16 protein-coding genes are annotated in these 26886 nt (G+C 38.5%); 10 read left to right on the top strand and 6 right to left on the bottom strand.

Going from position 1 to position 26886, the window contains the following annotated elements:
- The first annotated feature begins 93 nt into the window (after positions 1 to 93).
- From RBH95_RS11450 to RBH95_RS11430, 5 genes are all read left to right on the top strand, one after another.
- The gene (locus RBH95_RS11450; protein ID WP_307899724.1) at positions 94 to 3801 is read left to right on the top strand and encodes an efflux RND transporter permease subunit; all 3708 of its coding nucleotides are present in this window, start codon (positions 94 to 96) and stop codon (positions 3799 to 3801) included.
- Positions 3798 to 5033 (top strand): TolC family protein, encoded by a 1236-nt coding sequence (locus RBH95_RS11445; RefSeq protein WP_307899723.1) that lies wholly within the window; start codon positions 3798 to 3800, stop codon positions 5031 to 5033. The genes RBH95_RS11450 and RBH95_RS11445 overlap by 4 nt, the downstream gene beginning before the upstream one ends.
- Before the next feature lie 3 nt (positions 5034 to 5036).
- Positions 5037 to 5210, top strand: a complete 174-nt coding sequence (locus tag RBH95_RS11440; protein WP_307899722.1) for a heavy metal-associated domain-containing protein — start codon at positions 5037 to 5039, stop codon at positions 5208 to 5210.
- A gap of 61 nt (positions 5211 to 5271) precedes the next feature.
- Positions 5272 to 7044: an efflux RND transporter periplasmic adaptor subunit gene (locus RBH95_RS11435; protein WP_307899721.1), complete on the top strand. Its 1773-nt coding sequence runs from the start codon at positions 5272 to 5274 to the stop codon at positions 7042 to 7044.
- Positions 7045 to 7078: 34 nt separating this feature from the next.
- Entirely contained in the window at positions 7079 to 7519 is a 441-nt protein-coding gene (locus RBH95_RS11430; RefSeq protein ID WP_307899720.1) for a heavy-metal-associated domain-containing protein, read from the top strand.
- 87 nt (positions 7520 to 7606) lie between these two features.
- Here the strand turns inward: RBH95_RS11430 and RBH95_RS11425 are convergent, their stop codons facing one another.
- Together RBH95_RS11425 and RBH95_RS11420 are read right to left on the bottom strand one after the other, a co-directional pair.
- Positions 7607 to 9169 carry an arylsulfatase gene (locus tag RBH95_RS11425; RefSeq protein ID WP_307899719.1) on the bottom strand — a complete coding sequence of 521 codons (1563 nt, stop codon included), beginning with the start codon at positions 9167 to 9169 and terminating at the stop codon, positions 7607 to 7609.
- A 450-nt stretch (positions 9170 to 9619) separates the two neighbouring features.
- Positions 9620 to 10102 carry a hypothetical protein gene (locus tag RBH95_RS11420; RefSeq protein WP_307899718.1) on the bottom strand — a complete coding sequence of 161 codons (483 nt, stop codon included), beginning with the start codon at positions 10100 to 10102 and terminating at the stop codon, positions 9620 to 9622.
- A 286-nt stretch (positions 10103 to 10388) separates the two neighbouring features.
- Here RBH95_RS11420 and RBH95_RS11415 point away from each other — a divergent pair, with 286 nt between their 5' ends.
- From RBH95_RS11415 to RBH95_RS11405, 3 genes are all read left to right on the top strand, one after another.
- Entirely contained in the window at positions 10389 to 13502 is a 3114-nt protein-coding gene (locus RBH95_RS11415) for a TonB-dependent receptor (RefSeq protein WP_307899717.1), read from the top strand.
- A 10-nt stretch (positions 13503 to 13512) separates the two neighbouring features.
- Positions 13513 to 15441, top strand: a complete 1929-nt coding sequence (locus tag RBH95_RS11410) for a RagB/SusD family nutrient uptake outer membrane protein (protein ID WP_374047831.1) — start codon at positions 13513 to 13515, stop codon at positions 15439 to 15441.
- A 141-nt stretch (positions 15442 to 15582) separates the two neighbouring features.
- On the top strand, positions 15583 to 17406 hold the full coding sequence (locus tag RBH95_RS11405; RefSeq protein WP_307899715.1) for a tetratricopeptide repeat protein: 1824 nt from the start codon (positions 15583 to 15585) through the stop codon (positions 17404 to 17406).
- A 313-nt stretch (positions 17407 to 17719) separates the two neighbouring features.
- Here RBH95_RS11405 and RBH95_RS11400 read toward each other — a convergent pair whose 3' ends face one another.
- The 4 genes from RBH95_RS11400 to RBH95_RS11385 all read right to left on the bottom strand — a co-directional run bounded on the left by RBH95_RS11400 (position 17720) and on the right by RBH95_RS11385 (position 22125).
- Positions 17720 to 19249, bottom strand: coding sequence for a carbohydrate binding domain-containing protein (locus tag RBH95_RS11400; RefSeq protein WP_307899714.1), 1530 nt, complete (start codon positions 19247 to 19249; stop codon positions 17720 to 17722).
- A 563-nt stretch (positions 19250 to 19812) separates the two neighbouring features.
- A complete protein-coding gene (locus RBH95_RS11395; protein ID WP_307899713.1) occupies positions 19813 to 20172 on the bottom strand; it encodes an SxtJ family membrane protein in 360 nt (119 codons plus the stop codon).
- 3 nt (positions 20173 to 20175) lie between these two features.
- A complete protein-coding gene (locus tag RBH95_RS11390; protein ID WP_307899712.1) occupies positions 20176 to 20325 on the bottom strand; it encodes a DUF5989 family protein in 150 nt (49 codons plus the stop codon).
- Positions 20326 to 22125 carry a carbamoyltransferase gene (locus tag RBH95_RS11385; protein ID WP_307899711.1) on the bottom strand — a complete coding sequence of 600 codons (1800 nt, stop codon included), beginning with the start codon at positions 22123 to 22125 and terminating at the stop codon, positions 20326 to 20328.
- 177 nt (positions 22126 to 22302) lie between these two features.
- Here RBH95_RS11385 and RBH95_RS11380 point away from each other — a divergent pair, with 177 nt between their 5' ends.
- Together RBH95_RS11380 and RBH95_RS11375 are read left to right on the top strand one after the other, a co-directional pair.
- On the top strand, positions 22303 to 24999 hold the full coding sequence (locus RBH95_RS11380) for a sialate O-acetylesterase (RefSeq protein WP_307899710.1): 2697 nt from the start codon (positions 22303 to 22305) through the stop codon (positions 24997 to 24999).
- A 158-nt stretch (positions 25000 to 25157) separates the two neighbouring features.
- Entirely contained in the window at positions 25158 to 26882 is a 1725-nt protein-coding gene (locus RBH95_RS11375) for a glycoside hydrolase family 43 protein (protein WP_307899709.1), read from the top strand.
- The last annotated feature ends 4 nt before the right edge of the window (positions 26883 to 26886 follow it).

Genomic DNA, 26886 nt, shown 5'->3' with positions numbered 1-26886 from the left:
AAACTTTGTTATCCCGAAGCTTTATGTTTTGCGGATAATTTGTTGTATCCGGTGTTTTCTTAACACGCATGTCTAATTGTTTAATTATCAGCAATGCTCAATAAAAGCATCAAATTTCTAATAGAAAACAAACTCGTAGCCGTTTTGTTATTGGCTCTATTTATAGGGTGGGGAATGGTTAATGCACCTTTTCATTGGGATCTGGGGGTGTTGCCTCGAAACCCTGTAGCGGTAGATGCCATACCCGATATTGGAGAAAACCAGCAAATTGTTTTTACCAAATGGGACGGGCGGTCTCCGCAGGATATTGAAGACCAAATTACTTATCCGCTAACCACCTCGTTATTGGGAATACCGGGGGTTAAGACCATCCGTAGTTCCTCTATGTTTGGCTTTTCCAGTATTTATATCATTTTTGAAGAGGATGTAGAATTTTACTGGAGTAGAAGTCGCATTCTCGAAAAACTCAATTCATTGCCAAGCGGTTTGTTGCCGGAAGGCGTAAGTCCTGCTTTGGGACCAGATGCCACTGGATTGGGCCAGATCTTCTGGTACACTTTAGAAGGACGCGATGAGCAGGGTAAGGTTACTGGGGGATGGGATTTACAGGAACTGCGAAGCATACAAGATTACTATGTTAAATATGCTTTGTCGTCTGCAAGTGGCGTGTCTGAAGTGGCGTCCATTGGGGGTTACGTTCAGGAATATCAAATTGATGTGGATCCAGAATTGATGCGCCAATATGGGATTGGCTTAGGGCAAATTGTAAAGGCTGTTAAGGAGAGCAATAAAGATATTGGAGCGCAGACCCTTGAAATTAATCAAGCCGAATATTTGGTTCGAGGATTGGGATATGTAAAAGGCATTTCAGATATCGAAAATGCGGTTGTTACTTCAGAAGATTTTACACCAATTACGATAAAGGACATCGCCAAAGTATCTGTGGGGCCAGCCGCTAGAAGAGGTTTATTGGATAAGGAAGGTGCCGAGGTGGTTGGTGGTGTGGTCGTGGCACGCTATGGAGCCAACCCTATGGAAGTTATCACTAAGGTCAAGGATAAAATTAAGGAGTTGAGTGCTGGTTTGCCTTCCAAGGTTTTGGCCGATGGCCGAACCTCACAAGTAACTATCGTACCTTTTTATGATCGCACAGAGCTTATCCAAGAAACCCTGGGAACGCTCAACGAGGCCTTGACCTTGGAAATTTTGATTACCGTTCTGGTAATAATCGTAATGGTCTTTAATTTACGTGCATCGGTACTGATTTCAGGGCTATTACCTGTGGCTGTATTGATGGTGTTTATAGCTATGAAATTTTTCGGGGTAGATGCCAATATTGTCGCCCTATCGGGGATTGCCATTGCTATTGGAACCATGGTGGATGTAGGGGTCATTTTGTCGGAAAATATCATAAGGCATTTGGATGAAAATAAGGAAGGGCTTTCCATAAACCAAGTGGTGTATAATGCCACATCGGAAGTGTCCGGTGCTATTGTTACGGCAGTCATGACCACCATTATTAGTTTTATCCCTGTGTTTACGATGGTTGGCGCAGAAGGAAAACTGTTTAGGCCCTTGGCTTTTACTAAAACTTTTGCTTTGACAGCCTCCATTATTGTCGCACTGTTTTTAATTCCTCCTTTTGCTGCATTTTTATTTAGAAAAAAAGGAGCTAAAACACAATTGAAATACTTTTTCAATGGTCTGTTAATCGTTTTGGGGTTGGCGTCTGTCTTCTATGGGTATTGGTTGGGCTTGATGTTAATAGCATTTGGGGCTATAAGCTTGTTGCATCTGCAAGGTAAAATCGATAGTCGTCAACAGCAACTCGTAAATGTTTTCATTTCAGCAACAGCCATCGTGTTTTTGTTGGCTGAATATTGGCGTCCGTTAGGTGTTGGTGAAAGCTTCATAATGAACCTTGTTTTTGTCGGGATTATCTGTTTTGGATTGTTAGGGGTGTTTACCCTATTCTTAAGGTATTATACGCGTATTTTAAGGTGGTGCTTACATCATAAATTATTGTTTTTAAGTATTCCTACAGCCATTATTGTTGCGGGCGTTTTCATTATGAAACATACTGGAAAAGAATTTATGCCCTCTTTAAATGAAGGTTCCTTTTTGTTAATGCCCACCTCGATGCCGCATTCCGGCGTTGCGGAAAACAAGCGCGTTTTACAGCAATTGGACATGGCTGTGGCCAACATTCCGGAAATTGAAACGGTGGTAGGTAAGGCAGGAAGAACAGAGTCCGCCTTAGATCCAGCACCGTTGTCTATGTATGAAAATATCATTCAATACAAACCTGAATATATGTTGAATGAACACGGCGAGCGCCAACGCTATAAAGTGAATGAGGAAGGTTTGTTTGAACTCAAGGAAGGTGGTTGGATAGCCAATCCGAATACTTCGGAAAATGCTGTTTTAACGAAGGTCGATAGATCTCAACTTATTCCGGACGAGGATGGCCTTTATTACCGTAACTGGAGACCGAGCATTCAATCGGCAGATGCTATTTGGGATGAAATTGTGAGGGTGACCAAATTGCCAGGGGTGACTTCTGCTCCAAAACTACAACCTATAGAAACCCGATTGGTCATGTTGCAAACAGGGATGCGTGCTCCCATGGGAATTAAAATAAAAGGCCAGGAGCTGAAACAAATAGAAGCTTTTGGGATGCAATTGGAAACCCTTCTCAAACAGGCGGACGGTGTCAAAACTGAAGCTGTCTTTGCCGATAGGATTGTAGGGAAACCTTACCTGTTGATTGATATTGATAGAGAGCAATTGGCCCGTTATGGTGTGAGTATTGAAGAGGTACAGAATGTATTGAAAGTAGCCGTAGGTGGTATGGAATTGACTCAAACTGTGGAAGGTCGGGAACGCTATGGGGTACGGGTACGTTATCCTAGGGAATTGAGGGCAAACCCAGGAGATTTGGAACAGATTTATGTGCCCGTTGCTTCAGGGAGTCCTGTTCCTTTAAGTGAGTTGGCTAGTATCAGGTACGAACAGGGACCGCAAGTGATTAAGAGTGAAGATACCTTTTTGGTAGGCTATGTCTTGTTTGACAAATTAGATGGTTATGCCGAAGTGAATGTGGTTGAAAATGCACAAGATGTGATTCAAAAAGCTATTGATTCAGGAACGTTGGTAGTGCCTAAAGGGATTAATTTTCAATTTACGGGAAGTTATGAAAACCAATTGCGTGCCGAAAAAACCTTGTCGGTAGTGGTGCCTTTGGCTCTCGCTATTATCTTTTTGATACTGTATTTTCAGTTTCGTTCGGTGGGGACATCCTTAATGGTATTTACAGGGATTGCTGTGGCTTTTGCCGGTGGCTTTATCATGATTTGGCTGTATGGTCAAACATGGTTTTTAAACTTTACTGTTTTTGGCGAAAACCTTCGGGATTTGTTTCAAATGCACCCTATTAATTTAAGTGTGGCCGTATGGGTTGGGTTTATTGCCCTATTTGGTATTGCTACGGATGACGGTGTGGTCATGGCCACCTATTTAACCCAGACGTTTCATAGAAATACCCCAGATAATATAGAGGAAATACGGACTTCTGTGGTGGAAGCTGGAGAAAAACGGATCCGTCCATGCCTTATGACCACGGCTACTACCTTATTGGCTCTGTTGCCGGTTTTGACCTCTACAGGGAGAGGGAGCGATATCATGATTCCCATGGCCATTCCAAGTTTTGGGGGGATGCTGATAGCTTTAATTACCTTGTTTGTGGTCCCCGTATTGTATTGCTGGAAAGCGGAACTTCAACTTAAAAGAACAGTAAAATGACATACAGAGTAGTATCCATAAAAATCGCCTTGACTCTTGGTGCTTTTTTCCTGAGTCTCTTTGCAAATGCACAACAATTGCAATCGCTTATTGATGAAGCCCTAGCCAATAGCCCCGAAATTCAAAAATTTGAGTTGCAGTATCAAAGGGTTTCAGAAAAGGTGAATGAGGTGAACACATTGCCTAATACCGAATTTGGAGCAGGTTACTTTGTGAGCGAGCCAGAAACTAGAACGGGAGCCCAACGTTTTAAAGTGTCCGTAAAGCAAATGCTGCCTTGGTTTGGCTCCATTGCATCTCGTGAACAATACGTCGCCTCTTTGGCCGATGCCAATTATGAGGATATTGTTATTGCAAAAAGAAAATTGATGGCTTCGGTATCGCAATCCTATTACAATTTGTACGCCAATCAAGCGAAGCAAGCTGTGTTACAGGAGCAAATACAGTTGTTGGAGAGTTATGAAACGATGGCCTTGACCTCCGTTGAAGTTGGGAAAGCTTCTGCTGTGGATGTGCTGCGTTTGCAAATGCGCCAGAATGATTTACAGCAGTTAAAGGATATTTTGCAGCAACAATTTATAGCAGAGCAAAGCAACATAAACAATTTGCTTAACAGAGAACAGGAGGTTCCTATTACGGTTGTTGATGAATTGTACATTCCGTCGGAAGATTTTGAAGTATCTGCGGAAGATTTAAAAGTGCACCCGGAATTGTTGAAGTTTGAAAAGCTTTATCAATCTGTTGAGCAGTCCAATTTATTGAATCAAAAGGAGCGCAGTCCCATGATTGGTTTTGGTTTGGATTATATCAATGTGGAGAAGCGTCCGGATATGGATTTTAGCGATAATGGAAAGGATATTTTCATGCCCATGGTTTCACTATCCATTCCTATTTTCAATAGAAAGCATGCTTCTGTGTCCAAACAGAATGCCTTGCAACAACAGGAGCTTCAATTTGAACAAGAAGCCCGTCTCAATACTTTGGAAACCTTGTTGGATAAAGTCCTTACTGAACGGGCTTCAGCGCGAATCAGTTATGGGACACAATCAAAAAACTTACAACAGGCCAAGGATGCTGAAACTATTCTTATAAAAAATTATGAAACGGGGACGATAGATTTTAAGGATGTGTTGGATATTCAGGAATTGCAATTAAAGTTTCAAATGGCCCAAATAGAGGTGGTTAGAAGTTATTATATACAAAGCAGTATCATCAATTATTTAATTCAGTAACTCATGAAACAAATATATTCTATACAAGGAATGACCTGTAGCGGTTGCAGCAGTCATGTGGCAACAATCCTCTCCAAAGTGGATGGGGTAGTACAGGTTGTTGTGGATCTGGAAGCAGCACAGGCCGCAATTGAAATGGAGAAACCTATTCTGTTGAGCTATTTCAAACGGCCTTAAAAGCTATTGGCGAAAGGTATCAAATTGAGGAAGGCTAGTATTAATACTAAAAAAAAATCAAATGAAAACTAATAAACTGTTCTTATATGTTGTGGTGCTCTTGACTGGGGTACTGTTGGGCTGGCTCTTGTTTGGCGGAAGCTCGAAAGAGCTTACTCAGCCAAGTCAAGAAGAACATCAGGCGAATACTCAAATGTGGACCTGTTCCATGCATCCTCAAATCATGCAACCAGAACCAGGGGATTGCCCTATTTGTGGTATGGATTTAATTCCTGCCGAGGCAGGGGCAGACGGACTCACAGCAGACCAATTTAAGCTTACGGATAATGCTATGGCCTTGGCTAATATTCAAACCAGTGTTGTTGGTGAAGGAACTGGAAAAGGAAGAACCACTAAATTATCAGGTAGGATTGTTGAAAATGAAGCGGCCAATGCCGTACAAGTGTCTTATGTGTCGGGGCGCATTGAGCGCCTTAATGTAAATTTTACGGGAGAAACCGTGCAAAAAGGGCAATTGTTGGCTACTATTTATTCACCTGAATTGTATGCTGCCCAACAGGAACTTCTCACGGCAGCGTCTTTAAAAGCATCACAACCGGCATTGTACCAGGCGGTTCGGAATAAGCTGAAACTATGGAAACTTTCAGAGAAGCAAATTGATGCCATTGAAACTTCAGGAAACGTTCAGGAACATATTCCGGTCTATGCTACCGTATCTGGTACGGTGACTGAAAAATTGGTAAGTCAAGGCGATTACATCAAACAAGGGCAGCCTTTATTGAAAATAGCCAATCTCCAAACGGTTTGGGCAAATTTTGACGTGTACGAAAATCAGGTGGATTTATTTAAAAACGGGCAGGAAGTGATGATTGGCAGTAATGCCTATCCCAATAAAGAATTTCAAGGTACTGTAGATTTTATCGATCCTGTTTTGAATAGCCAAACAAGGACGGTTGGCTTAAGAGTCGTTTTGAATAATGAAGACAAACTACTGAAACCGGGGATGTTTGTTGAGGCGCAAATTCATAAAGTAGCAGAAGGCAAAACTTCCTTAAGTATCCCAGCTTCTGCCGTTCTTTGGACAGGAAAACGTTCAGTGGTGTATGTGAAAACCAACCCGAATCAACCTGTTTTTGAAATGCGAGAGGTGGTTTTGGGCAATCGTAGTGGAGACCAATTTGAAGTATTGGAAGGTCTGTATTCAGGTAACGAAATTGTAAGCAATGGTACCTTTACGGTGGATGCTGCGGCACAATTGCAGGGGAAGAAATCCATGATGAATGCGGCAGGAGGAAAGGTCCCCACGGGGCATGGAGGTCATGGGGGATTGGAACGCGATAAAGAAAGTACTCCTGAAAATGAAATGGCGACCTACAAACGATTGACTGTTTCTAAGGAATTTCAGCAACAGTTACAGCAGGTGTACGATGCTTATATTGACCTTAAAAATGCTTTGGTTAAGGAGGATGCAAAATATATTACCCTTGCCTCGAAAACTATGTTGAATGAATTGGAAGGTGTAGATATGAGTTTGGTTAAAGGAAACGCCCATACGCAATGGATGTCATTGGAAAAGACTTTGAATTCTTCGGCCTTGTCCATTTCAAAATCTAAGGATTTAAAAACGCAAAGGGATCATTTCAAGTATTTATCACAGCAGCTCATCCATACCGTTCAGCTTTTTGGGGTAACTGAAAAAGTGTATGTGGAATTTTGTCCAATGGCTGATGACAATAAAGGAGGTTATTGGTTGAGCAAGGAAGAAAGGGTCATTAACCCTTATTTTGGAAATGCCATGCTAAGTTGTGGTGAAGTCACTGAAATCATAGAATAAATTAACTTAAGTAATAATCAATAAATTTTAAACAATGCAAAAAGTAATTTTAAGTGTTGCCGCTATAGTGGCATTGGGATTGACAAGTTGTAAGCAAGAGGCCAAACAAGAGGCTGAAGTAACAACAACTGAAGTATCCAAAGACATCGCCATGACCGATGTGTCTTTTGGCGTGCGAGGTAATTGCGGAATGTGTAAAACCACCATTGAAACGGCGGTGAACAAGGTGGATGGGGTATCCAGTGCCAATTGGGATGTGGATAAAAAGAAAATAGATGTGTCTTTTGATGGTTCTAAAACCGATGTAATGGCTATTCATCAAGTTATTGCAGCTTCCGGATATGATACGGAGCAAGTATCAGGGGATGAAGAGGCTTACAAAAATTTGCCAGGTTGTTGCCAATACGACCATAGTATGGCAATGAACCAATCAGGGGAAGTGAAAGCAGAAGAGCATTCTGAGATGCATCACTAAAAAAAAGAGCCTTAAAGGCTCTTTTTTTTTGACAGTAACGATATGTTAAATAGAAGTTACTGGAATAGTTCTCTCTTAAAAATCATTTTAATTGCCGCCTATGGTTTGTTTCAGTTTTTCTTCAACAGAACTTAAATTGAAGGAGCCTGGAGTTTGACTAGGCGGATAGTCCTTCATAGTCATTAAGAAATTGGCAGCCAAACCTTGAACAGGAACCAGTACATAAGCGCGGTCCAAAAGCCAATCGTAATAGGTGTTGGAATTGTGTTGAGCTTTTTCAAAAGGGTCTCGTCTAAGGTTTTCAACTAGTGGGACACGGAGTTCCACCCATGGTTCCATCCAAACGCCAAATTTTTCACCACGATTTTCAAGGAAGACAATTTTCCAATCATCATATCGTGCGGCAACAATTTGTCCATCATCGTTCACATACCAGAATTCGTGGCGAGGACACTCTTCTGTTTTACCGGAGAGATAATCAACCATGTTATAGCCATCGATATAATTTTTATAGCTTCTGCCATTTAAGGAGACACCTTTTTTTAGTTTGTCCTTAATGTCTGTAGCGCCTGCAATGGCTGCAAATGTTGGTAGCCAGTCTTCATGGGAAACAATCCCGTTTAAAGTTTTATCAGCAGGGAAATGTCCGGGCCATTTAATAAAGGCTGGTACACGGTAAGCGCCTTCCCAGTTGGAGTTTTTCTCGCCTCTAAAAGGTGTGGTCCCCGCATCCGGCCAAGTGTTGTAGTGAGGACCATTGTCTGTGGAGTACATCACCACCGTATTGTTAGTAATGCCCAATTCATCCAATAAATCCAAGAGCTCTCCAACGTTGCCGTCGTGTTCTATCATACCATCGGTATATTCATCATTGCATGGATGGCGATGTTCTTCCCTAACATGGGTTCGGAAGTGCATACGGGTACCATTCCACCAGACAAAAAAGCGCTTGCCGTCTTTTACCGCTTTTCTGATAAAATCTTTAGCTGCCGCTACGGTTTCGTCATCAATGGTTTCCATGCGTTTTTTTGTCAAAGGTCCAGTATCTTCAATACGTTGGCCTCCTTTGCCATCGGCCAAACAATGAAGCACTCCTCTTGGTCCATATTTTTCCAAAAAGGTTTTGCCGTCTTTCATTTTCATATCTCTTGGATAATCAAAATTTTCAGGTTCTTCTTCGGCATTTAGGTGGTATAGATTTCCTAAAAATTCATCAAAGCCATGCATGGTAGGAAGGTGTTCGTCTAAATCACCTTGGTGATTTTTTCCAAATTGTCCAGTGACATAACCTTGACTTTTTAAAACGGTTGCCATGGTGACATCTGTTTTTTGCCAACCCTGGGCAGCTCCTGGCAGTCCTACTTTGGTCATTCCTGTTCTTACGGGCACATTGCCGCCAATAAAAGCTGCCCGACCGGCGGTACAACTTTGCTGTGCATAATAATCGGTGAAGGCAAGGCCTTCTTTAGCAATTCGGTCGATGTTTGGGGTTTTGTAGCCCATCATACCGCGGTTGTTGTGACTAATGTTCCAGGTACCAATATCGTCGCCCCAGATAACCAAAATGTTTGGTTTTTCCTGACTGAAAGAGCATAAAGGCATCAGTAACAACAATAAAAACAACTTTAGTGGGTGAAGTTGTTGTTTCATGATTTTTGGGATTAATTAAAAGGTTATTGATTAATAGCTGTAAAGTAGGGGGGGAGAATGGTAGTGGGACTGGTAATCTGTGTCTAATATAAACAAATCAAGTTAAATTTTTATCGCAAAGTGTTGATAATTAGCTTATTGTGAAGTTGTTTTTGGTTTAATCGGAATTATTTGTGAATTTTTTAGTTTGAATGGCTTATGTTGCAAAATTTTAAAAAAGTATACTTGATAACATGTGTTAATATTTTCAAGTATCTTATAATGTGTTTGTTAAGAGGGTGTTGGGATGTTGGTTTTGAAGGCGTTTCTTTTGGAAGGCATAATCAAAAGGAATGTAAGCCTAGAGTTATTTTTTGAAATAGAAATAAGGTGGGTAAGGTCAAACCGATGTATTTAAGGTTCAAACATTTTTGTAGGGTAAATTAAAGGGGTAGAGGTCAATATGACCATTTACTCGATACGTCGGTAGTTTTCTGAATAAATACGATTTCCTTCATCGTCAATCTCAATTTGGGTAAAGCTGTCTTCTCCCAAATGTAGTTCGTTGTTGAATGCGGTTTTTAAATCGATAATTTTGGTCATGACTCTAGAGCCATAGTCTAGCACTTCGGTGAGTGTATCTCCATTAATTTCGTAACGGCCATAACCAAACCATTCCGAGGAATCTGAGGGCACATTTTTACACCACATGACTTTGGTTTTGGTATACATTTTTACCTGTCTATAGCCTTCACGGGTTTGAAAGGAGTCTACTATTTTGTTGTCTTCATAATTATAAAAACTAACCAATTCCCAAGCTCCTTCCAAAGATTTTTTTGGGACTAGGTTGTCTTTTTTTAAAGGCTCCATAGCTTCCGTGACTTTGGAGGATTTTGAGTTGTTACAGGCCACAATAAACATAGAAATTGCTAATAAGGAAAGTAGTTTTTTCATGACGGAACGCTTTAAAAAAGTTGAACTAAGGTTAACGAATTAGAAGAAAATGATAAAATCAGCAACTGTTAACATATGTAAAAATACTGATTTTTATGCGAATATCGTAATTTAATTCCGCTTGAATTATTGATATGCATTGCGTTGTTGTAAAAAATTAACAAAAAAATAACGCAACCGATTGAGTAAATGAAATATTTGCGTATATTTATCAAAAACAAAATTATACTAGGTTAAAAATACCATAACCTTAAATTAACAGACCTTAAATTAATATTTTGACAAAATGACCGATCAAATCAAAAGTAATTACAGGAACAAACTCCAAAAGGGGTTATTAACATTGCTGCTCATGGCCTTTGCTTTGGCAGCAAACGCACAAACGGTGAGTGTTTCGGGAAAGGTTGCCGATGCCAATGGCCCTTTGATAGGCGTTAGTATTATTGTAAAAGGAACTTCAACAGGAACCGCTACCGATTTTGATGGTAACTATACCCTAAATAATGTTGGTTCTAATGCGACCTTAGTTTTTAGTTATCTTGGATATGTTACTCAGGAAATTGCTGTTGATGGACAGCGTACCATTAATGTTACCTTACAAGAAGATCTTGCTCAACTAGAGGAAGTTGTTGTAGTAGGATATGGTACTCAGAAAAAAGAAGCTGTTACCGGGTCTATGGTTTCCATTAAAGGGGAAGACTTAAACCAAGTACAAACGGCTAATTTTCAGGATGCGCTTCAAGGACGTGCTGCTGGGGTTCAAATTTCCAATACCAGTACCAGACCAGGTGCCTCGCCACAAATCCGTATTCGTGGTGTGCGTTCACTTTCGGGAAACAATGATCCATTAATTGTTCTTAATGGGATTCCTTTTTCTGGAGGGCTTAGTGACATTAATCCCAACGACATTGCAAGTCTGGACATCTTGAAAGATGCTTCCGCTACAGCCATTTATGGTTCAAGGGGAGCAAATGGTGTTATTTTGATAACCACAAAGTCTGGTTCTAAAGGGCAAAAAGCAAGGTTTTCATACAATACCTATTATGCAACAAAAGAGGTTTTTGCTAAATACCCGATGATGAATGCCGCTCAATTAATTCAATTACGGGCAGATGTTGCAGCTAACAATAATGGAACTCCTCTATTTAACATGGGAGGGGATGAGGCCCTTTCTAATGATACAGATTGGCAAGATTTGTTATATGGTACGGGGCTTCAAACTTCACATGATATAAGTGTGCAGGGAGGAACCGAAAAGGGGTCTTATAATGTTGGTTTAGGGTATTTTAAAGAAACCTCTGTTGTGCCAGGAGATGATTTTCAAAGGTATTCCTTGCGGGCTCAGATTGACCAGGAGGTTGGTACGTTATTCCGTTTCGGTTTAAATTCGGTAACAAACTACAATAAAGCTAGTAGTTATGTTGGTATTTCATTAGGTGCATCACCGCTTTTAAGTCCTTATGATGAAAACGGGAATTTTCTTGAATCTGTTCGCCTTCAAACGGAGGCCGACCAATTATGGATTCCTACGAGGAATGAAATTAACCGAATTGGCGACGGTAGAGCTAATGAGCAGCTGGATTTTGGTTCTTACAACAATATCTATGGGGAAGTTAAGATTCCTTGGCTTGAAGGTTTAAAATATCGTTTAAATGTTGGATTGAATTTTCGCACCAGTAGAGATGGTAACTTTACAGGTGAGGGAGTGTTTAACTATAACCCAGAAAATCCTTCTTCTGCAAGCTACAATAGCTCAATTACAAGAGATTATGTAATAGAAAACCAATTAATTTTTGATAGAACATTTGCTGAAAAGCATGAGGTTAATTTTGTTGGATTGTTCTCGTCACAAGAAACGCAATATGACAATGTAGGCCTAACGGTTCGAAATATTCCAGATGAGTATTCCTTATGGTATAATTTGGATTCAGCACTTTCTGAAGATATTACAAGCTATGGCACCGGTTACAGTGTTAATGGGTTGTTATCTTACATGGCCAGAGCTATGTACCAATACGACAGACGTTATATGATTACGGCTACTGTGCGTACAGATGGTTCTTCTAGATTGGCTCCTGGTTATAAGTGGTTTACGTATCCGGCAGTTTCCGTAGGATGGAACATAGGTAATGAAGCTTTTATGGAAAATGTGGAGTGGGTAAACTTACTTAAACTGCGTGCGGGTTATGGAGAGACTTCTAATCAGGCCGTGGAGCCTTATTCAGTTCAGGGTACTTTAAGTACAGTAAATTACAACTTTGATGACGTATATGCTACAGGTTACTATGTAACCCAATTGCCTAATCCAGGTTTAGGTTGGGAGTTTTCAGAAACCTATAACTTTGGTTTGGATTTTGATTTGTTTAGAAACCGTTTATCAGGTTCGTTTGAATACTATATTACAGATACCAGCGATATTTTATATAGCCTTCCTCTGCCTAACACCTCTGGTGTATCCAGTGTAACCAGTAATCTTGCGGAGACTCAAAACAAAGGTTTTGAAATAGCGCTTAATGGTACCATTATACAAAATGAAGATTTTTCATGGGATGTAGGGTTCAACCTTTATCGCAATGAAAACGAAATTGTTTCATTGACTACAGGCCAAACTGAAAACGAAGGCGCTCTTTGGTTTGTGGGGTCTCCAATTAATGTGATTTATGATTATGAGTATATAGGGCTTTGGAATGAATCTGACCCAGATTATCAATATCTACAAACTTTAGAGCCAGGTGGTAATGCCGGTATGATTAAAGTGCGCTATACTGGAGAGTATAATGAGGATGGATCTCCTGTAAGGGAAATTGGTCCAGATGATAGAAAAATTATAGACCCTACCCCAGATTTTCAAGGTGGTTTCAGTACCCGTTTTGCTTATAAGAATTTAGATTTTAGTATGGTAGGAGCTTTCCAAAGCGGCGGTATTCTTGTAAGTACCTTATATTCTGGTAATGGTTATCTTAATTTATTAACGGGTAGAACAAATAATGTGGATGTTGATTATTGGACACCTACCAATACCGATGCCAAATATCCGGCGCCGGGAGGAATACAAAGTGGGGATAACCAAAAATATGCTAGTACTTTAGGGTATTTTGACGGGTCTTATTTAAAAGTGCGCGCCATGACATTGGGATATAATTTTGAACAGGACGCATTTAAAAGAGCTGGGTTCGAAAGACTTCGCCTATATGCAACGGTACAAAACCCATTTGTATTATTTTCAGATTTTCATGACGAATCTGGGATGGATCCAGAAACCAATTCAGGAGTTAATAATAATGGAACGCGTCAAAACGTAGCAGTAAATACGACCAATATTTCTAGAGGAATACCGACAATTGGAACCAATGTTCCTACAACAAGAAACTTTATGCTTGGATTAAACGTAACATTTTAAAATAATTATGATGAGAAAGATTGAAATAAAATATATATCAGTAGCAATGCTATCTCTCGCATTATTGCTAGGTTCTTGTTCAAATGATATATTGGAAGAAGAGCCAAGAGGGAAATTTACCCCTGAGTTTTTTGAATCTGAATTGGGGGTTCAAGGAGGGTTGACTTATTTGTATGAAAACTTAAGGTCCATATACGGGTTTGCATACTTTATGAGTACCGCAGAAACAGGAACAGACGAATATGTGCCTGCCCAGAGTGCCAATAATAACTTTTATGATTTGGATTTTGCAGGCCAAGGTAGTTTAACTCCTGATAGTGGTTATATAGTTGGTCAAGTTTGGTCGTCTGCTTTTCCTGCCATCAATACAGCAAGCGGCATCATTGAGAATGCAGAAGCCGTTGGCCTTGATAATTCTCTAATTGCCGAAGCTAGATTCTTTAGGGCTTTTTACTATTTCTTGTTGGTGCAAACTTATGGAGGTGTACCATTGGATTTGGGGTCAGGAGAATTGGTGTTTAATCAATCTGCAGTTAGAACTTCTGTACGTAATACGGTAGCCGAAGTTTATACAAAAGCAATTATCCCAGACTTAATAATAGCTGTTAATGATTTACCTGATAACCAAAGGGTAACAGGAGCGGTAACCAAAAATACGGCTCGATTGTATTTAGCTAAAGCCTATTTAACTTATGGATGGTGGTTGGAGAATCCTAATGGAATTCCTACGTATCCTGAAACATCTAGAACAGATCCAGATGGTAACAGTGCTTCCTATTACTTTCAGGAAGCTTATGATATGGCAGTTGAGGGAATCGATAACCCTGGTCCTTATTCTTTACAGGAATACTTTTATGATGTTCACCTTGCCTCTAATGATCGTCACAGTGAAATGATGCTGTATGCCGATCATACTGAGGATAGTCAAATTTATAATGGAGGCGCAGATTTAGGATGGTCTGGACCAACGGATGGTCGTGGTCCTAATACAGCTGTTTGGATGGTAACATCAAACTATACAACTATTTCTGTTGATGATGTTTCGGCTGTACAACGTGAGGCGGCACAAAGCTATGGAAGACCGTGGACCCGTATGGCACCACCTGTTAAAGTGTTTACAGAAACGTTTGCCGAAAAAGAACTTGATTCTCGCTATGACGGTACTTTTGTAACCAGTTATAGAGGTAACTGGGATAAAGGTGGTGATACAACACCAACCATAACAGCAGCTAATGGAATGGAAATAGCTCCTGGAGATCCCGTTGTTTCATTTTTGGATGATTATGATCCTTCTGTTGATTATAGTGTTAACGGCGGAAATATTGGAGGAGGACAAATTCCTGGAAGATCAGATTACGTAATTAATTTAAATGAGATAAACAGAAGATTTTATCCTGGTTTGTGGAAGTTAGGAACTTATCGTACCGACCATACCAGTGGTTTAGGGTCTCCTAATGGCGCATTAACCCGTCCTTTTCCTATCGCAAAGTTTTCAGAACTGTACTTAGTGGCTGCAGAAGCTGCTGTTAAAGGGGCATCTGGAAGTTATACTGCACGAGATTTGGTAAACGTGATTCGTGCACGTGCTGGAAAATGGAGATTTGATAATGGAGAGCAGCAAGAACGTATGGAAGATAATAGCTCTGCTATGATGGCTGCAACCCCTGCAACTATTGATGTAGACTATATTTTAGCTGAGCGTTCGCGAGAATATTTTGGAGAGTGCCAACGTTGGTATGATTTAGTTCGTACTCAAAAATGGAACGAATTGGCAGACTCTTATGAAATTGGAGGTAATGATGCTGCAGATCACCAACCAGCAGTAACAACCAGAAGTATTCAGCCTCATCATTATTTAAGACCAATACCTCAAGGTCAATTGGATAATTTGGATATGTCTGAAGCAGACAAAGCAGCTTACCAGAATCCTGGCTATTAGAATATTAAATTTTTGAATTAGTTTTAAGTAAAAAACTGTCTACTGTTTTAGAATCTAAAACAATGGGCAGTTTTTTTTATATACTTTTATTATTGCGTTTACAAACACAAAAAAATAAGCTTTAAGATATTTTTATCGATTATGAAAAAAAAGACCATCTTTAAATTTACTGCTGTGTTTTTACCGGTTATTTTCATTTTGATTATCGAAATGCTATTGAGGATAGCCGGCTATGGTGAAGATTATCAACTATTCCATAGAGTGTCGATGGAAGACAAGCCAGATTATTTGGTGATGAATAAGCATATGGCAAGAAAGTACTTTAAAGACAATGACTTGCGAGCTGATAATCAATCCGATTTATTCCTAGAAACTAAAACGGACAGTACATTTAGGGTGTTTGTACAAGGGGCCTCAACCGTGGTAGGATTTCCATTTTATAAAGGAGGTTCATTCCCTAGAATGTTAAAACACCGATTGGCCCTAACATTTCCCAACAAAAATATAGAAGTTATAAATACGGGAATGACTGCGGTGAACTCATACACATTGTTAGATTTAGCTGATGATATTATAGAACAAAAGCCTGACTTGGTTATTATTTATGCAGGACATAATGAGTATTATGGGGCGTTAGGAGTAGGTTCTTCAATTTCTTATGGTTCCTACCCCGCGATAGTACGCTCATACCTCATGTTAAAAGAGATGCGCTTTTTCCAACTATTTGAACAGGCTTACTATAAAATTGCTAGTTCAAGTGCTCAAAAACCCTCCAATAGAACCACAACTTTAATGGAAGTAATGGCTAAGGAGCAGCGTATTCCGTTTAATTCTAAAGTATACCTAGATGGTGTTGAGCAATATAGAAATAATTTGCAGAAGGTTTTATCCAAATACAAAAGGCACGATATCCCCGTAATTTTATCAACCCTTGTAAGTAACGAAAGGGATATTATTCCTTTCATCAGCGACACTATTCCCAACATAGAGGAATTTAATGAAGCTGTTAATGAACAAAATCCCTTAGCTAAAAAAATAGCACAAAATAATGCGCATGCCGCTTATAGTTTGGGTACATTTTATTTGGAAACAAATAGGGATTCCGCTAAAAAGTATTTACATCTCGCTAAAGAATTGGATCTTTTAAGGTTTAGGGCGCCTGAAAAAATAAACGAATCGATTATAGGATTATCTCACGAATACAGCACATCATTGGTAGATATGAAATCTGTTTTTGAAACACATTCTAGTAATGGAATTGTAGGAGACGAGTTAATGACAGAGCACGTACATCCCAATATTAAAGGCCAGTTTTTAATGGCAGATGCTTTTTACAATAAAATAAAAGAACTTAAATTATTGGATGGTTGGCAAAATTATATCGCATATGAAGACGCCATACAAGATATTCCTGTTTCTCAAATTGATTCCATTCAAGGCATCATGGTTATAGAGAAACTTAAACAATCGTGGCCTTATAATATTAATCAAATTGCGGAGGAAAGGGATTCCATTATTAATAAAGATTTGAAAAATAAATACACAGAAATAAAAATGGCACAAGATATTAATATGGATATTATGAAATGGGACCATGCCATGGCAACTGCGTATAAAATGTATGAACATGATGAAGAGTATGAAAAAGGTTTGGACATTGCACAATCTTTGATTTTTGAATATCCGGAGCAGGGAGCAGTCTATCAAATGGCAGGAAACATGTGTATGAAGAAAGGGGATTACAAAAGAGCTGTTTTCTATTTATATCGATATCATTATTTTGAAAATAGTAGTAAATCTGCGGAAGAATTGGCAACTGCGTATATAAAATCCAATCAAATGGAACAAGCTAAAAAAACACTTGCGCAAGCTAGAAATAGAGGGTTGGAGGTGCCTAATTTGAAAGAATTAATAGAAGATGCTACTCAAGCCATACAGCCAGAGGAGGTTAGATTAGAAATGTAAAAGATTTGTATTTTTTGTTTAAAGTTAACTCCCCAAGTTCTAGTCCGGATTTGTTCTAAAGTTTATTCTAGCAGTCATGGACTGTCAAATTGAATAAAGTAGACAGAAGATGAAGTTTATACTTTAGCTCTGAACGTAATTATAGATAGATTTTAGCGTATGAAATCCATGAACCGATAAACGGTAAAGACTACATTGTTTTAGCTCCTTAAAACGCCTTAAATTATTTTTTATCTATCGGTATGTCAAAGAAAAAACCGTTTGTCATTGACAAACGGTTTTGTATATCTTAGTTATTTTATTGGGGCTAATGTTATTGGGCAGGGGTTACTTCCAAATCATCTATATAAATAACTCCTCCAACATTTCCTGAGTAACTCATACTTATAGCGAATCTTGCGTTACCATCACTGCTATTTGTTGTGTCAGCAGTAAAATCATAAGAAATCTCAGTCCATTCGTTATCAAGAAATCCTTGTTCAGGTGCAGCCCATTCTAGCCATCCGGGATCACCTCCTTGGTCAATGGCAATTTTAATATTCGTTATTCCGTTACCTTTAAACCAAACGCTTAAATGGTAGGTTTCGCCATCTACCACAGTCATGCTTGAAGTAGGTTGAATGTCCCAAGGGTTGGCTCCTATATCGTTAATGGTTAATTTAAGACTTTTATCGCCATCATGACTATGGACATCCGTAATCTCACCACTTACTAGGTTTCCATTTAAGCCTCCCCAGCCTGCAATGTTGTCTGCGGCTCCTAGATCGGAATCTTCAAAGCTACCGTTTGTGTTGATTGGTGGTGGCGGTGGTGTCCCTGTTTTAATTAACGTAATGTTATCTACAAAATATACGGCACCTGCCACAACGCCTAAATCTAGAACAGCTCTTGTTTGCGTTGTATTTGCAACAAAAGACCACTCAATTTGTTGCCATTCACCAGTGATGTCATAATTACCGCTGTAAAGAGCGTCTGGATTTGTTGAAAATCTGATGTTTCCACCATCGCCAGGAGTTCCCGGCTGGGCTTTGATATACATAAACAAAGTATATTCCGAACCTACTTCTGTAGGAGCAGGATCGCTTACAAACTGAGTATTCCAAGGGTTTCCACCGGCAGCCTCAGCACGTAACGATCTGCCGTAATAGGCTTCACCGGAAGCGGTTGTGGCGGTCATTCCGTCACCTCCATTCCATTTACCCCAATTGTTAAAATCATCACCACTACCCAATTCTAAATCTCCATTCAAAAGTAAATTTGTACCAACATAAAACGGTAAAGTAGGTACTGCTTCACCACCGTTTGTAACCACTTTAAGTTCGGTGGGTACATTTTGTGCAAGACCTGCAGGAACCGTAACAATCAATTCTGTAGCTGTAGACGACACCACACTAGCTTCTACCTCTCCAATTGTTACCGATATTAGATTGTTTAAAGATGTTCCCGTAATGGTAACTTGAGCTCCTTCCTCTGCTATATTAGGGGATACTGCCTGAATAATGGGAAAAGGTCTAGCCACAACTTCTATATCGGCAGTTACTGTGTAACCATCAGCCATTACTAAAGTAAGCAGCGTGTTTCCAATAGCAGATGATTCTGGTAGCATGAAAATTATAGAATCACCTTCCAATTGAAAAGGGACCTGATTGTTTTCCAGAAAAGTAAATAAAACATCATCAAAGTTTCTTCCCGTCAGAATTACATCTTCACCAGGATAAAAATGATCAGACGTAATACTTTCAATGACGACAGGGGAAAAATCATCATCGTCTGAACAACTTGTTGCAAAAATAATCGCAAAAATTGCAAAAATTTTACTGATAAATTTTAGAGTTTTTGGCATAATTTTAGAATTTAAGGTTAGTTGTATCGTTTTAATCAACTTATAATATATCTGAACTACAAGCCATATTGAAATAGTTTAAAAATGTTGTAAATAGGTTATCGTCTATCTCAACCAATCTTTCGGATTAATTAAATTTTATTTAAGCGATTTCTTAAGTTTTAATTAAAATAGCTTTTAAATAAAGATTTAGTAAAAATTAATCCTCAATATTATTAATTTAACAAATATAAGCAATAGATCGTATTAAGCAACCGATTGTTTAAAATTTTTTACTATCTAGCAAAACCTGCATTTTTTTATTAAAAACTTTTGTAGATGGATTTATGGGTTGTTACTAACACAGATGAATATTTTCGATATTATAAACTTAAAACAGGAGAACATGATAAGAACTTATCGTCTATTGAATAATGTAGATCAACTTGGTAGATCGTATAGAAATAGGAATATAATTGTCAGTTCAAATTGACAAATACTTTAGTCGCTATTGCTTCAGTTAGTTGATTTAATTATAAAAAAGGTAAAGAGGGAATTTCTATCAGAATACCAACTAAATATTATTACCAAGGTTTCTCAATATCGTTATTGGAGTAATAATGATTTTTTGCATGGAAGTAAGAGCCACGTCTATTCTTTTTTAAAATTTGGTTATGGCCAAACAACTTTTGAAAAAAGGATATGGGAGTTAGAATGCAATAGAAAATAAAGAACATGATAAAATAGTTCATTATCAAACCAAAATAATGGGAAAAAGAAAGCCATAAAGCTCCTATGGCAATAGTTAGTCTTTTAGATAACAAACTAATAACAAGAAAACTTAATGCTACATAAATTAGCCAAAGAGCTTCAAATTTCACAAAGGCGACAAGGCAAACTAAAGCTAATACAATTATGGTTTCCTGTCCTTTTTCTTTAGTCATATTTTAAAAGATAGAATAAATAAACGGAGCGAGTGCTGTGCTATTGGTTAAAAAAATAAGCAGCCCAAAAATCACAAAAATTATGATAAGGGGTATCAACCACCACTTTTTTCTTTCTTTTAAAAACTGAAAAAACTCAATAATAAATTCCATTTATTTTACAATTAGATAGTTTTCTAAAACAAGGACATCCATACCTGATTTCATAAAACAAAGATAGGCATCTTCAGGAGTATTCACGATGGGCTCATCTTTTACATTAAAACTGGTGTTTATAAGCACTCCCATTCCGGTATACTTTTTATAAGATTGAATTAAATTCCATAACAAGGGGTTAAATTCTTTTTGTACCACTTGAACTCTGGCAGAAAAATCGATATGTGTGATGGCGGGCAATTTGGATTTTGGAATGCGACGTTTTTCATCTAAACCCAAAACATCAAAATTATCCGGCAAAGGTTTTCTTAATGTGTTTTTAACTTTACTGGTAAATAACATGTAGTAGGAGTGTTTTCCTTTTTCAAAATAGGTGTCATAGTCTTCTTTACAAACTACGGGAGCAAAAGGCCTAAACCCTTCCCGGAATTTAATTTTCATGTTCAAGTTATATTGCATTTCGGGGTCTGTAGCATCTGCCAAAATACTTCTGTTCCCTAATGCCCTTGGGCCAAATTCGGTTCTTCCTTGAAACCAACCCACCACTTTTTTGTTCGCTATGTGATGGCTTACGGTATGAATCAGTTCTTCTTGTTTTTCAAAAAAGAGATATTGGCATTGATGTTTTCGTAGCAGTTTTTCTATATCCAAATTAGAATATTGAGGTCCTAAATAAGTATTAAAAGGTTGTTTTAAACCCTCAAAAGACAGACTTTGTTTTATATATGAAGTTGCCAATGCAGCGCCAATAGCTCCACCGGAGTCGCCTGCGGCAGGTTGAATATAAATATCATCAAAAAGTCCTTGATTAAACAAAACAGAATTGGCAACACAATTAAGAGCAACGCCTCCAGCAATACACAAATTTGGTTCTCCAGTTTGATGCTTTACAAACGTAATTAGTTTGATGAGTATTTCTTCCAGTACTTTTTGAGCAGCAAGGGCCAAATCGGCATGCGCTTGTTCCAGTGGATCTTCTGGGTCTCGTTTTTTTATATCAAAAAGGGGTTCCCATTTTTTTGGATTTACCATGCGCAGTCCAACGGGAAATTCAAACCAATTTCTATTGAGTTGAATGGATCCATCCGGTTTTATGTCTACAAGGTTGTTTTTTATCTTATCGATGTATTGTTTTACCTTTTCGGATTTTGGATTGCTGTAAGGAGCCAGTCCCATCATTTTATATTCTCCGGAATTAACTTTAAAACCTAAAAAATAGGTGAATGAAGAATAAAACAATCCTAACGAATCCGGAAAATGTAGCTCACCCAATACTTGAATGCCTTTTTCTCCACAAGCAATGCCATAAGATGTTGTAGCCCATTCGCCTACACCGTCTACCGTTAAATAAGCAGCTTTTTTAAAAGGGGAAGTGTAGAAAGCACTGGCAATATGAGACAAGTGGTGTTCAGGAAAATTGATCTCAATTTTTTTGGTTTTTGATTGACCTAGCTCTTTTAACTTTTTCCGGATGACTTGTTTCGTGAACAATTTTTCTTTTAACCATAACGGCATGGCCTTAGCAAACGATTTATATCCTTTTGGAGCAAAGGCATAATAGGTTTCTAAAAGTCTTTCAAATTTTAAAAACGGCTTGTCATAAAAGGCAATGAGGTCTATTTCATCGATACCAATGCCAGATTCATCAAGACAATATTTAATAGCATTCTCTGGAAATGCAGCATCGTTTTTTATTCTTGAAAAGCGTTCTTCTTGAGCGGCATACAATACATTACCATTGACAATAATTGCAGCAGCAGAATCGTGGTAGTAGGCGGAGATCCCCAAAATGTTCATTTAAACAAATCTCTTAATAGGTTTAGGCGAAATATACTTATAAAATATCAGAATAATATTCAAAACCTTAACAAAACTATTTGGTATTTGCCTTGCAATTAGCAAAACAAGAGCTGTCATCTATAATATTAAATGCTTACTTTTGAAAGAGTATCACTAAACTAACGCATTTTACCAATGAAATTATTAAAAATAGCCTTCGTAGCTGTTCTTTTCTTTCAATTTACGGTTTCATATTCCCAAATAAAACTTCCTCAATTAGTGAGCAACGGTATGGTTTTACAACGTGACCAAGATGTGAAAATTTGGGGGTGGTCATCGCCATATGAATCTGTAACCTTAACATTTCAAAATAAAAAATATAGAACTAAGGCTGATAGCAGCGGAGCTTGGTCTATCAATTTGCCTCCACAAAAAGCAGGTGGACCATTTTCAATGAAATTACAAGGAAAAAATAAAATTGAAATAAGCGATATTTTATTTGGCGATGTGTGGTTGTGTTCGGGGCAATCTAATATGGTAAACCCTATAGAGCGGGTTAAAGAAAAATATCCAGAAGCAGCATTTCACTCTAATTATCCGGAAATCAGAAATTTTTTCATTCCCACAAAAACTAATTTAGAAGGCCCGCAAAATGATTTGCCTCAAGGACAATGGAAATCGGCAGTTGGTGAAGATGTTTTGGGATTTGGTTCGGTTTCTTATTTTTTTGCCAAAGATGTATACGAAAAATATGGTATTCCCATAGGGCTAATAAATGCCAGTGTTGGTGGTACACCAATTGAATCTTGGATTAGTGAAGCAGGTTATAAGGAATTTCCAAACCAGTTAGAGTTGATTCAAGAAAATAAAGACTATATAAAACATCTTAATTCCAAGCCAACACCAAACAGCAACAGCCAATATAGTAGCAATAATACAACACCAGCAGACAAAGGTCTTTCAGGAGATCTAAAATGGTTTGAAAAGGACTATATTCCAAAAGGTTGGCGCAATTATAATATTCCGGGATACTGGGAGGACCAAGGGTTAAAAAACTTAAATGGCGTTGTGTGGTTTAGAAAGGAAATCGATGTGCCAGAATCCATGACGGGAGCGGAAGCTAAATTGTATATGGGGCGGATTATAAATGCGGATGAGGTTTACGTAAATGGCATAAAAGTAGGTAATATCACTTACCAATATCCTCCAAGGCGTTACACGGTTTCAGGTGGTATTTTAAAAGCAGGAAAAAATATCATAACTATTCGTGTTACCAATAGAGGCGGCAAAGGAGGTTTTGTTCCAGATAAACCTTATTATTTAACCGCAAAAGGTCAGGAGATTGATTTAAAAGGAACTTGGCAATATAAGGTTGGAGAGGTATTTGAGCCTTTTAATTACAACAATGTTAGACAAAATGAGTCTCGACCAATCAATGCACAAAACCAACCAACCTCGTTATATAATGCGATGATTGCGCCAATTAGAAACCAAAAAATCAAAGGCGTACTTTGGTATCAAGGCGAGTCAAATACTGGAAACCCTAAAGCTTACGAAGGCTATTTAAAAGCTCTTATAAACGATTGGAGGAATCAATGGAATGCTGAAGAGTTGCCTTTTTTGATTGTGCAGTTGGTTAATTTTGGAGATATTGATTTCTTGCCTACTGAAAGTAATTGGGCAGAGTTACGGGAAGCTCAGTTAAAGGCGTTATCGTTACCCAATACAGCTCTGGCTGTTGGCATAGATTTAGGCGAATGGAACGATATCCATCCCCTAAACAAAGCAGATGTTGGAAAACGGTTGGCTCTGGGGGCTATGAAATTGACTTATGGTGAGGATATTGTCCATTCTGGGCCTATTTATAAATCTTCAAAAATTGTAGGAGGTAAAATTGTGTTGTCTTTTGATTTTGTGGGAAGTGGATTAATCTCTATCGATGATGAACCTTTAAGTAGATTTGAAATTGCTGGAGAAGACCAATATTTTGTTTGGGCGGATGCTAAAATAGTAGGTGAAACGGTAGAGGTTTCCAGTCCGGAAGTCAAGAATCCAAGATATGTTCGCTATGCTTGGGCAGACAATCCGTTGGGAGCTAATCTTTACAATAAGGAAGGGCTGCCGGCATCTCCATTTAGAACTTATGATCCCGATAAGTTAAATGATAGGCCTTGGCAAGGTAAACAAGCTGCGGTTGTTTTAACCTATGATGATGCCTTAAATGTGCATTTGGACCATGTCTTGCCATTATTGAACCAGAATAGGTTAAAAGCAACCTTTTATGTGTCCACTTATTCCGATGCTTTTAGAAATAGAATCAACGATTGGAGGCGTTTGGCCCAAAATGGTCATGAACTTGGAAATCATACTATTTTTCATCCTTGCATAGGGAAAGACACGCGCCCTTGGGTTAATAAAAATTACGATATGGGTACCTATACGGTTGAACGTATGGTAGATGAAATTAAAATCAACAATACACTTCTTGAGGCTGTTGATGGCAAAACCAATCGAACTTTTGCATTCACTTGTGGAGATTTCACGGTAAACGGCAATGACTTTTTTATTGATGACTTAAAAGATGATTTAGCGGGTGCGCGTGCTGTTAGACACGAAATGCATAAATTAGAAGACATCGATATTTACGATATAGACTCTTATGCTATTGTTGGTGAAACAGGTGAGCAAATGATTGATTTGGTAAAGAAGGCAGTGGAAACCAATTCGTTGTTAGTATTCTTATTTCATGGGGTTGGAGGCGAACACTCTATGAATGTTTCCCTAGAGGCACACAAACAATTAGTAGAATATCTCAAAGAACATGAGGATGAGGTGTGGACGGCCTCTATGATTGAAGTGATAGAAAACATCAAGAAAAATCAGTCCAACTAAATCAAAGCAATTATCAAGATAGGAGTGCTGTTGAGAGGGTTAAGCAGGATTTCAGCTGAAATTTCAAAACTCAGAGACTCCTTTTCATTTTGAGATTCAAGTAAAAGTCAAAATAAGGAATTAGAACAATGAAGATTTCAAATTTTAAATTATTCAATATGTCCAACAAAGGTCAATCCGTATTGTTTATGATCTTGCTTGCGTTTATATTTAAGGCGACAGGCCAAAATAAAAACATACCTCTTTTTACAGAAGTAATTTATCAAGGCAACGATCAAGTATATAAAGACTATCCGCTAGCTGACAATGAGTTTTACTCACCTATTTTACAAGGGTGTTATCCAGACCCCGCAATTACCAAAAAAGGTGATGATTATTATATGGTTTGTTCCTCATTTGCTATGTTTCCAGGGGTGCCTATTTTTCATTCTAAAGATTTAGTGAATTGGACAGATTTGGGAGGTGTGCTTGATGATGTGTCAGAATTTAACCCTCACAATACAGGTATTAGCGGCGGTGTTTATGCGCCAGGAATAACTTATAACCCACACAACGATACTTTCTATATGATAGTAACAGCGTTTTCAGGTGGGCTCGGTAATATTATTGTTAAAACCAAAGATCCTAAACAAGGTTGGGGAAGTCCTATCAAATTAGGTTTTGGAGGTATTGATCCTTCCATTTTTTTCGATGATGACGGAAAAGCCTATGTAGTGCATAATGACGCGCCTGATAAAGGAAAAGAGTTGTACAGCGGGCATCGAGTTATTAAGATTTGGGAATATGATTTAGAAAACGATAAAGTTATTCATGGAACAGACAAAATTATTGTGGACGGCGGTGTCGATCTTTCTAAAAAACCAATTTGGATTGAAGCTCCGCATCTTTACAAAAAAGACGGCTCCTATTATTTAATGTGTGCCGAGGGTGGTACAGGCGGTTGGCATAGCGAAGTTATTTTTAAAAGTGACAGCCCCAAAGGGCCATTTATTCCAGCACCAAGTAACCCTATTTTAACCCAACGCTACTTTGGTAAGGATAGGGACAATAAAGTAGATTGGGCAGGACATGCAGACCTGATTGAAGGGCCTAATGGTGAGTATTATGGCGTTTTTTTGGCTGTACGTCCAAATGAAAAGGGAAGGGTAAATACAGGGCGTGAGACCTTTATTTTGCCTGTGGACTGGTCTGGGGAGTATCCCGTTTTTGTGAACGGATTGGTGCCTATAGAACCCAAAGTGAAACTGCCGAAGGGTGTTATGAATAAAACGGGACAGGATAGTTTTTTGCCTAATGGAAATTTCACGATTGTGGAGAATTTTACCTCAAATAAGCTTGATTATCGTTGGATTGGGCTGAGAGGGCCTCGCGAAGAGTTTATTGAAATCACTAAAAAAGGATTAAAAATTCAGCCTTTTGAGACTCACATTAAAGAAGCAAAGCCCACCTCCACATTATTTCACAGGCAACAGCATGATAATTTTTCCTTTACCACAACCTTACAGTATCAACCACAATCTGAAAAAGATTTGGCGGGTGTAGTGGCCTTACAAAATGAAGGATCTAATTATGTGTTTGGTATTACCAAAAAAGGGAAGGACACCTATTTGGTTTTGGAAAGAAATAAATGGCCAGGGAGGAAAGGGCCTGTTATTTCAGAGGTAATTGCAAGTACAAAAATTGATGTCAAAAGTCCTGTGAAGTTGAAAATTTCAGCAAAGGGAGATGATTATAGTTTTTCTTATGCTATCAATGGAAGTGCTTTTGAAAATTTGGGAGGAACATTGTCAGGTGATATTTTATCCACTGATGTAGCGGGCGGATTTACGGGGTGCTTATTGGGGCTATATGCTACTTCTGCAAATGATATTGTTATAGATTAGTTAC

It is taken from the genome of Mangrovimonas sp. YM274 (assembly GCF_030908385.1).
GTDB lineage: Bacteria > Bacteroidota > Bacteroidia > Flavobacteriales > Flavobacteriaceae > Mangrovimonas_A.
This window is presented reverse-complemented; position numbering and strand designations above follow the sequence as displayed.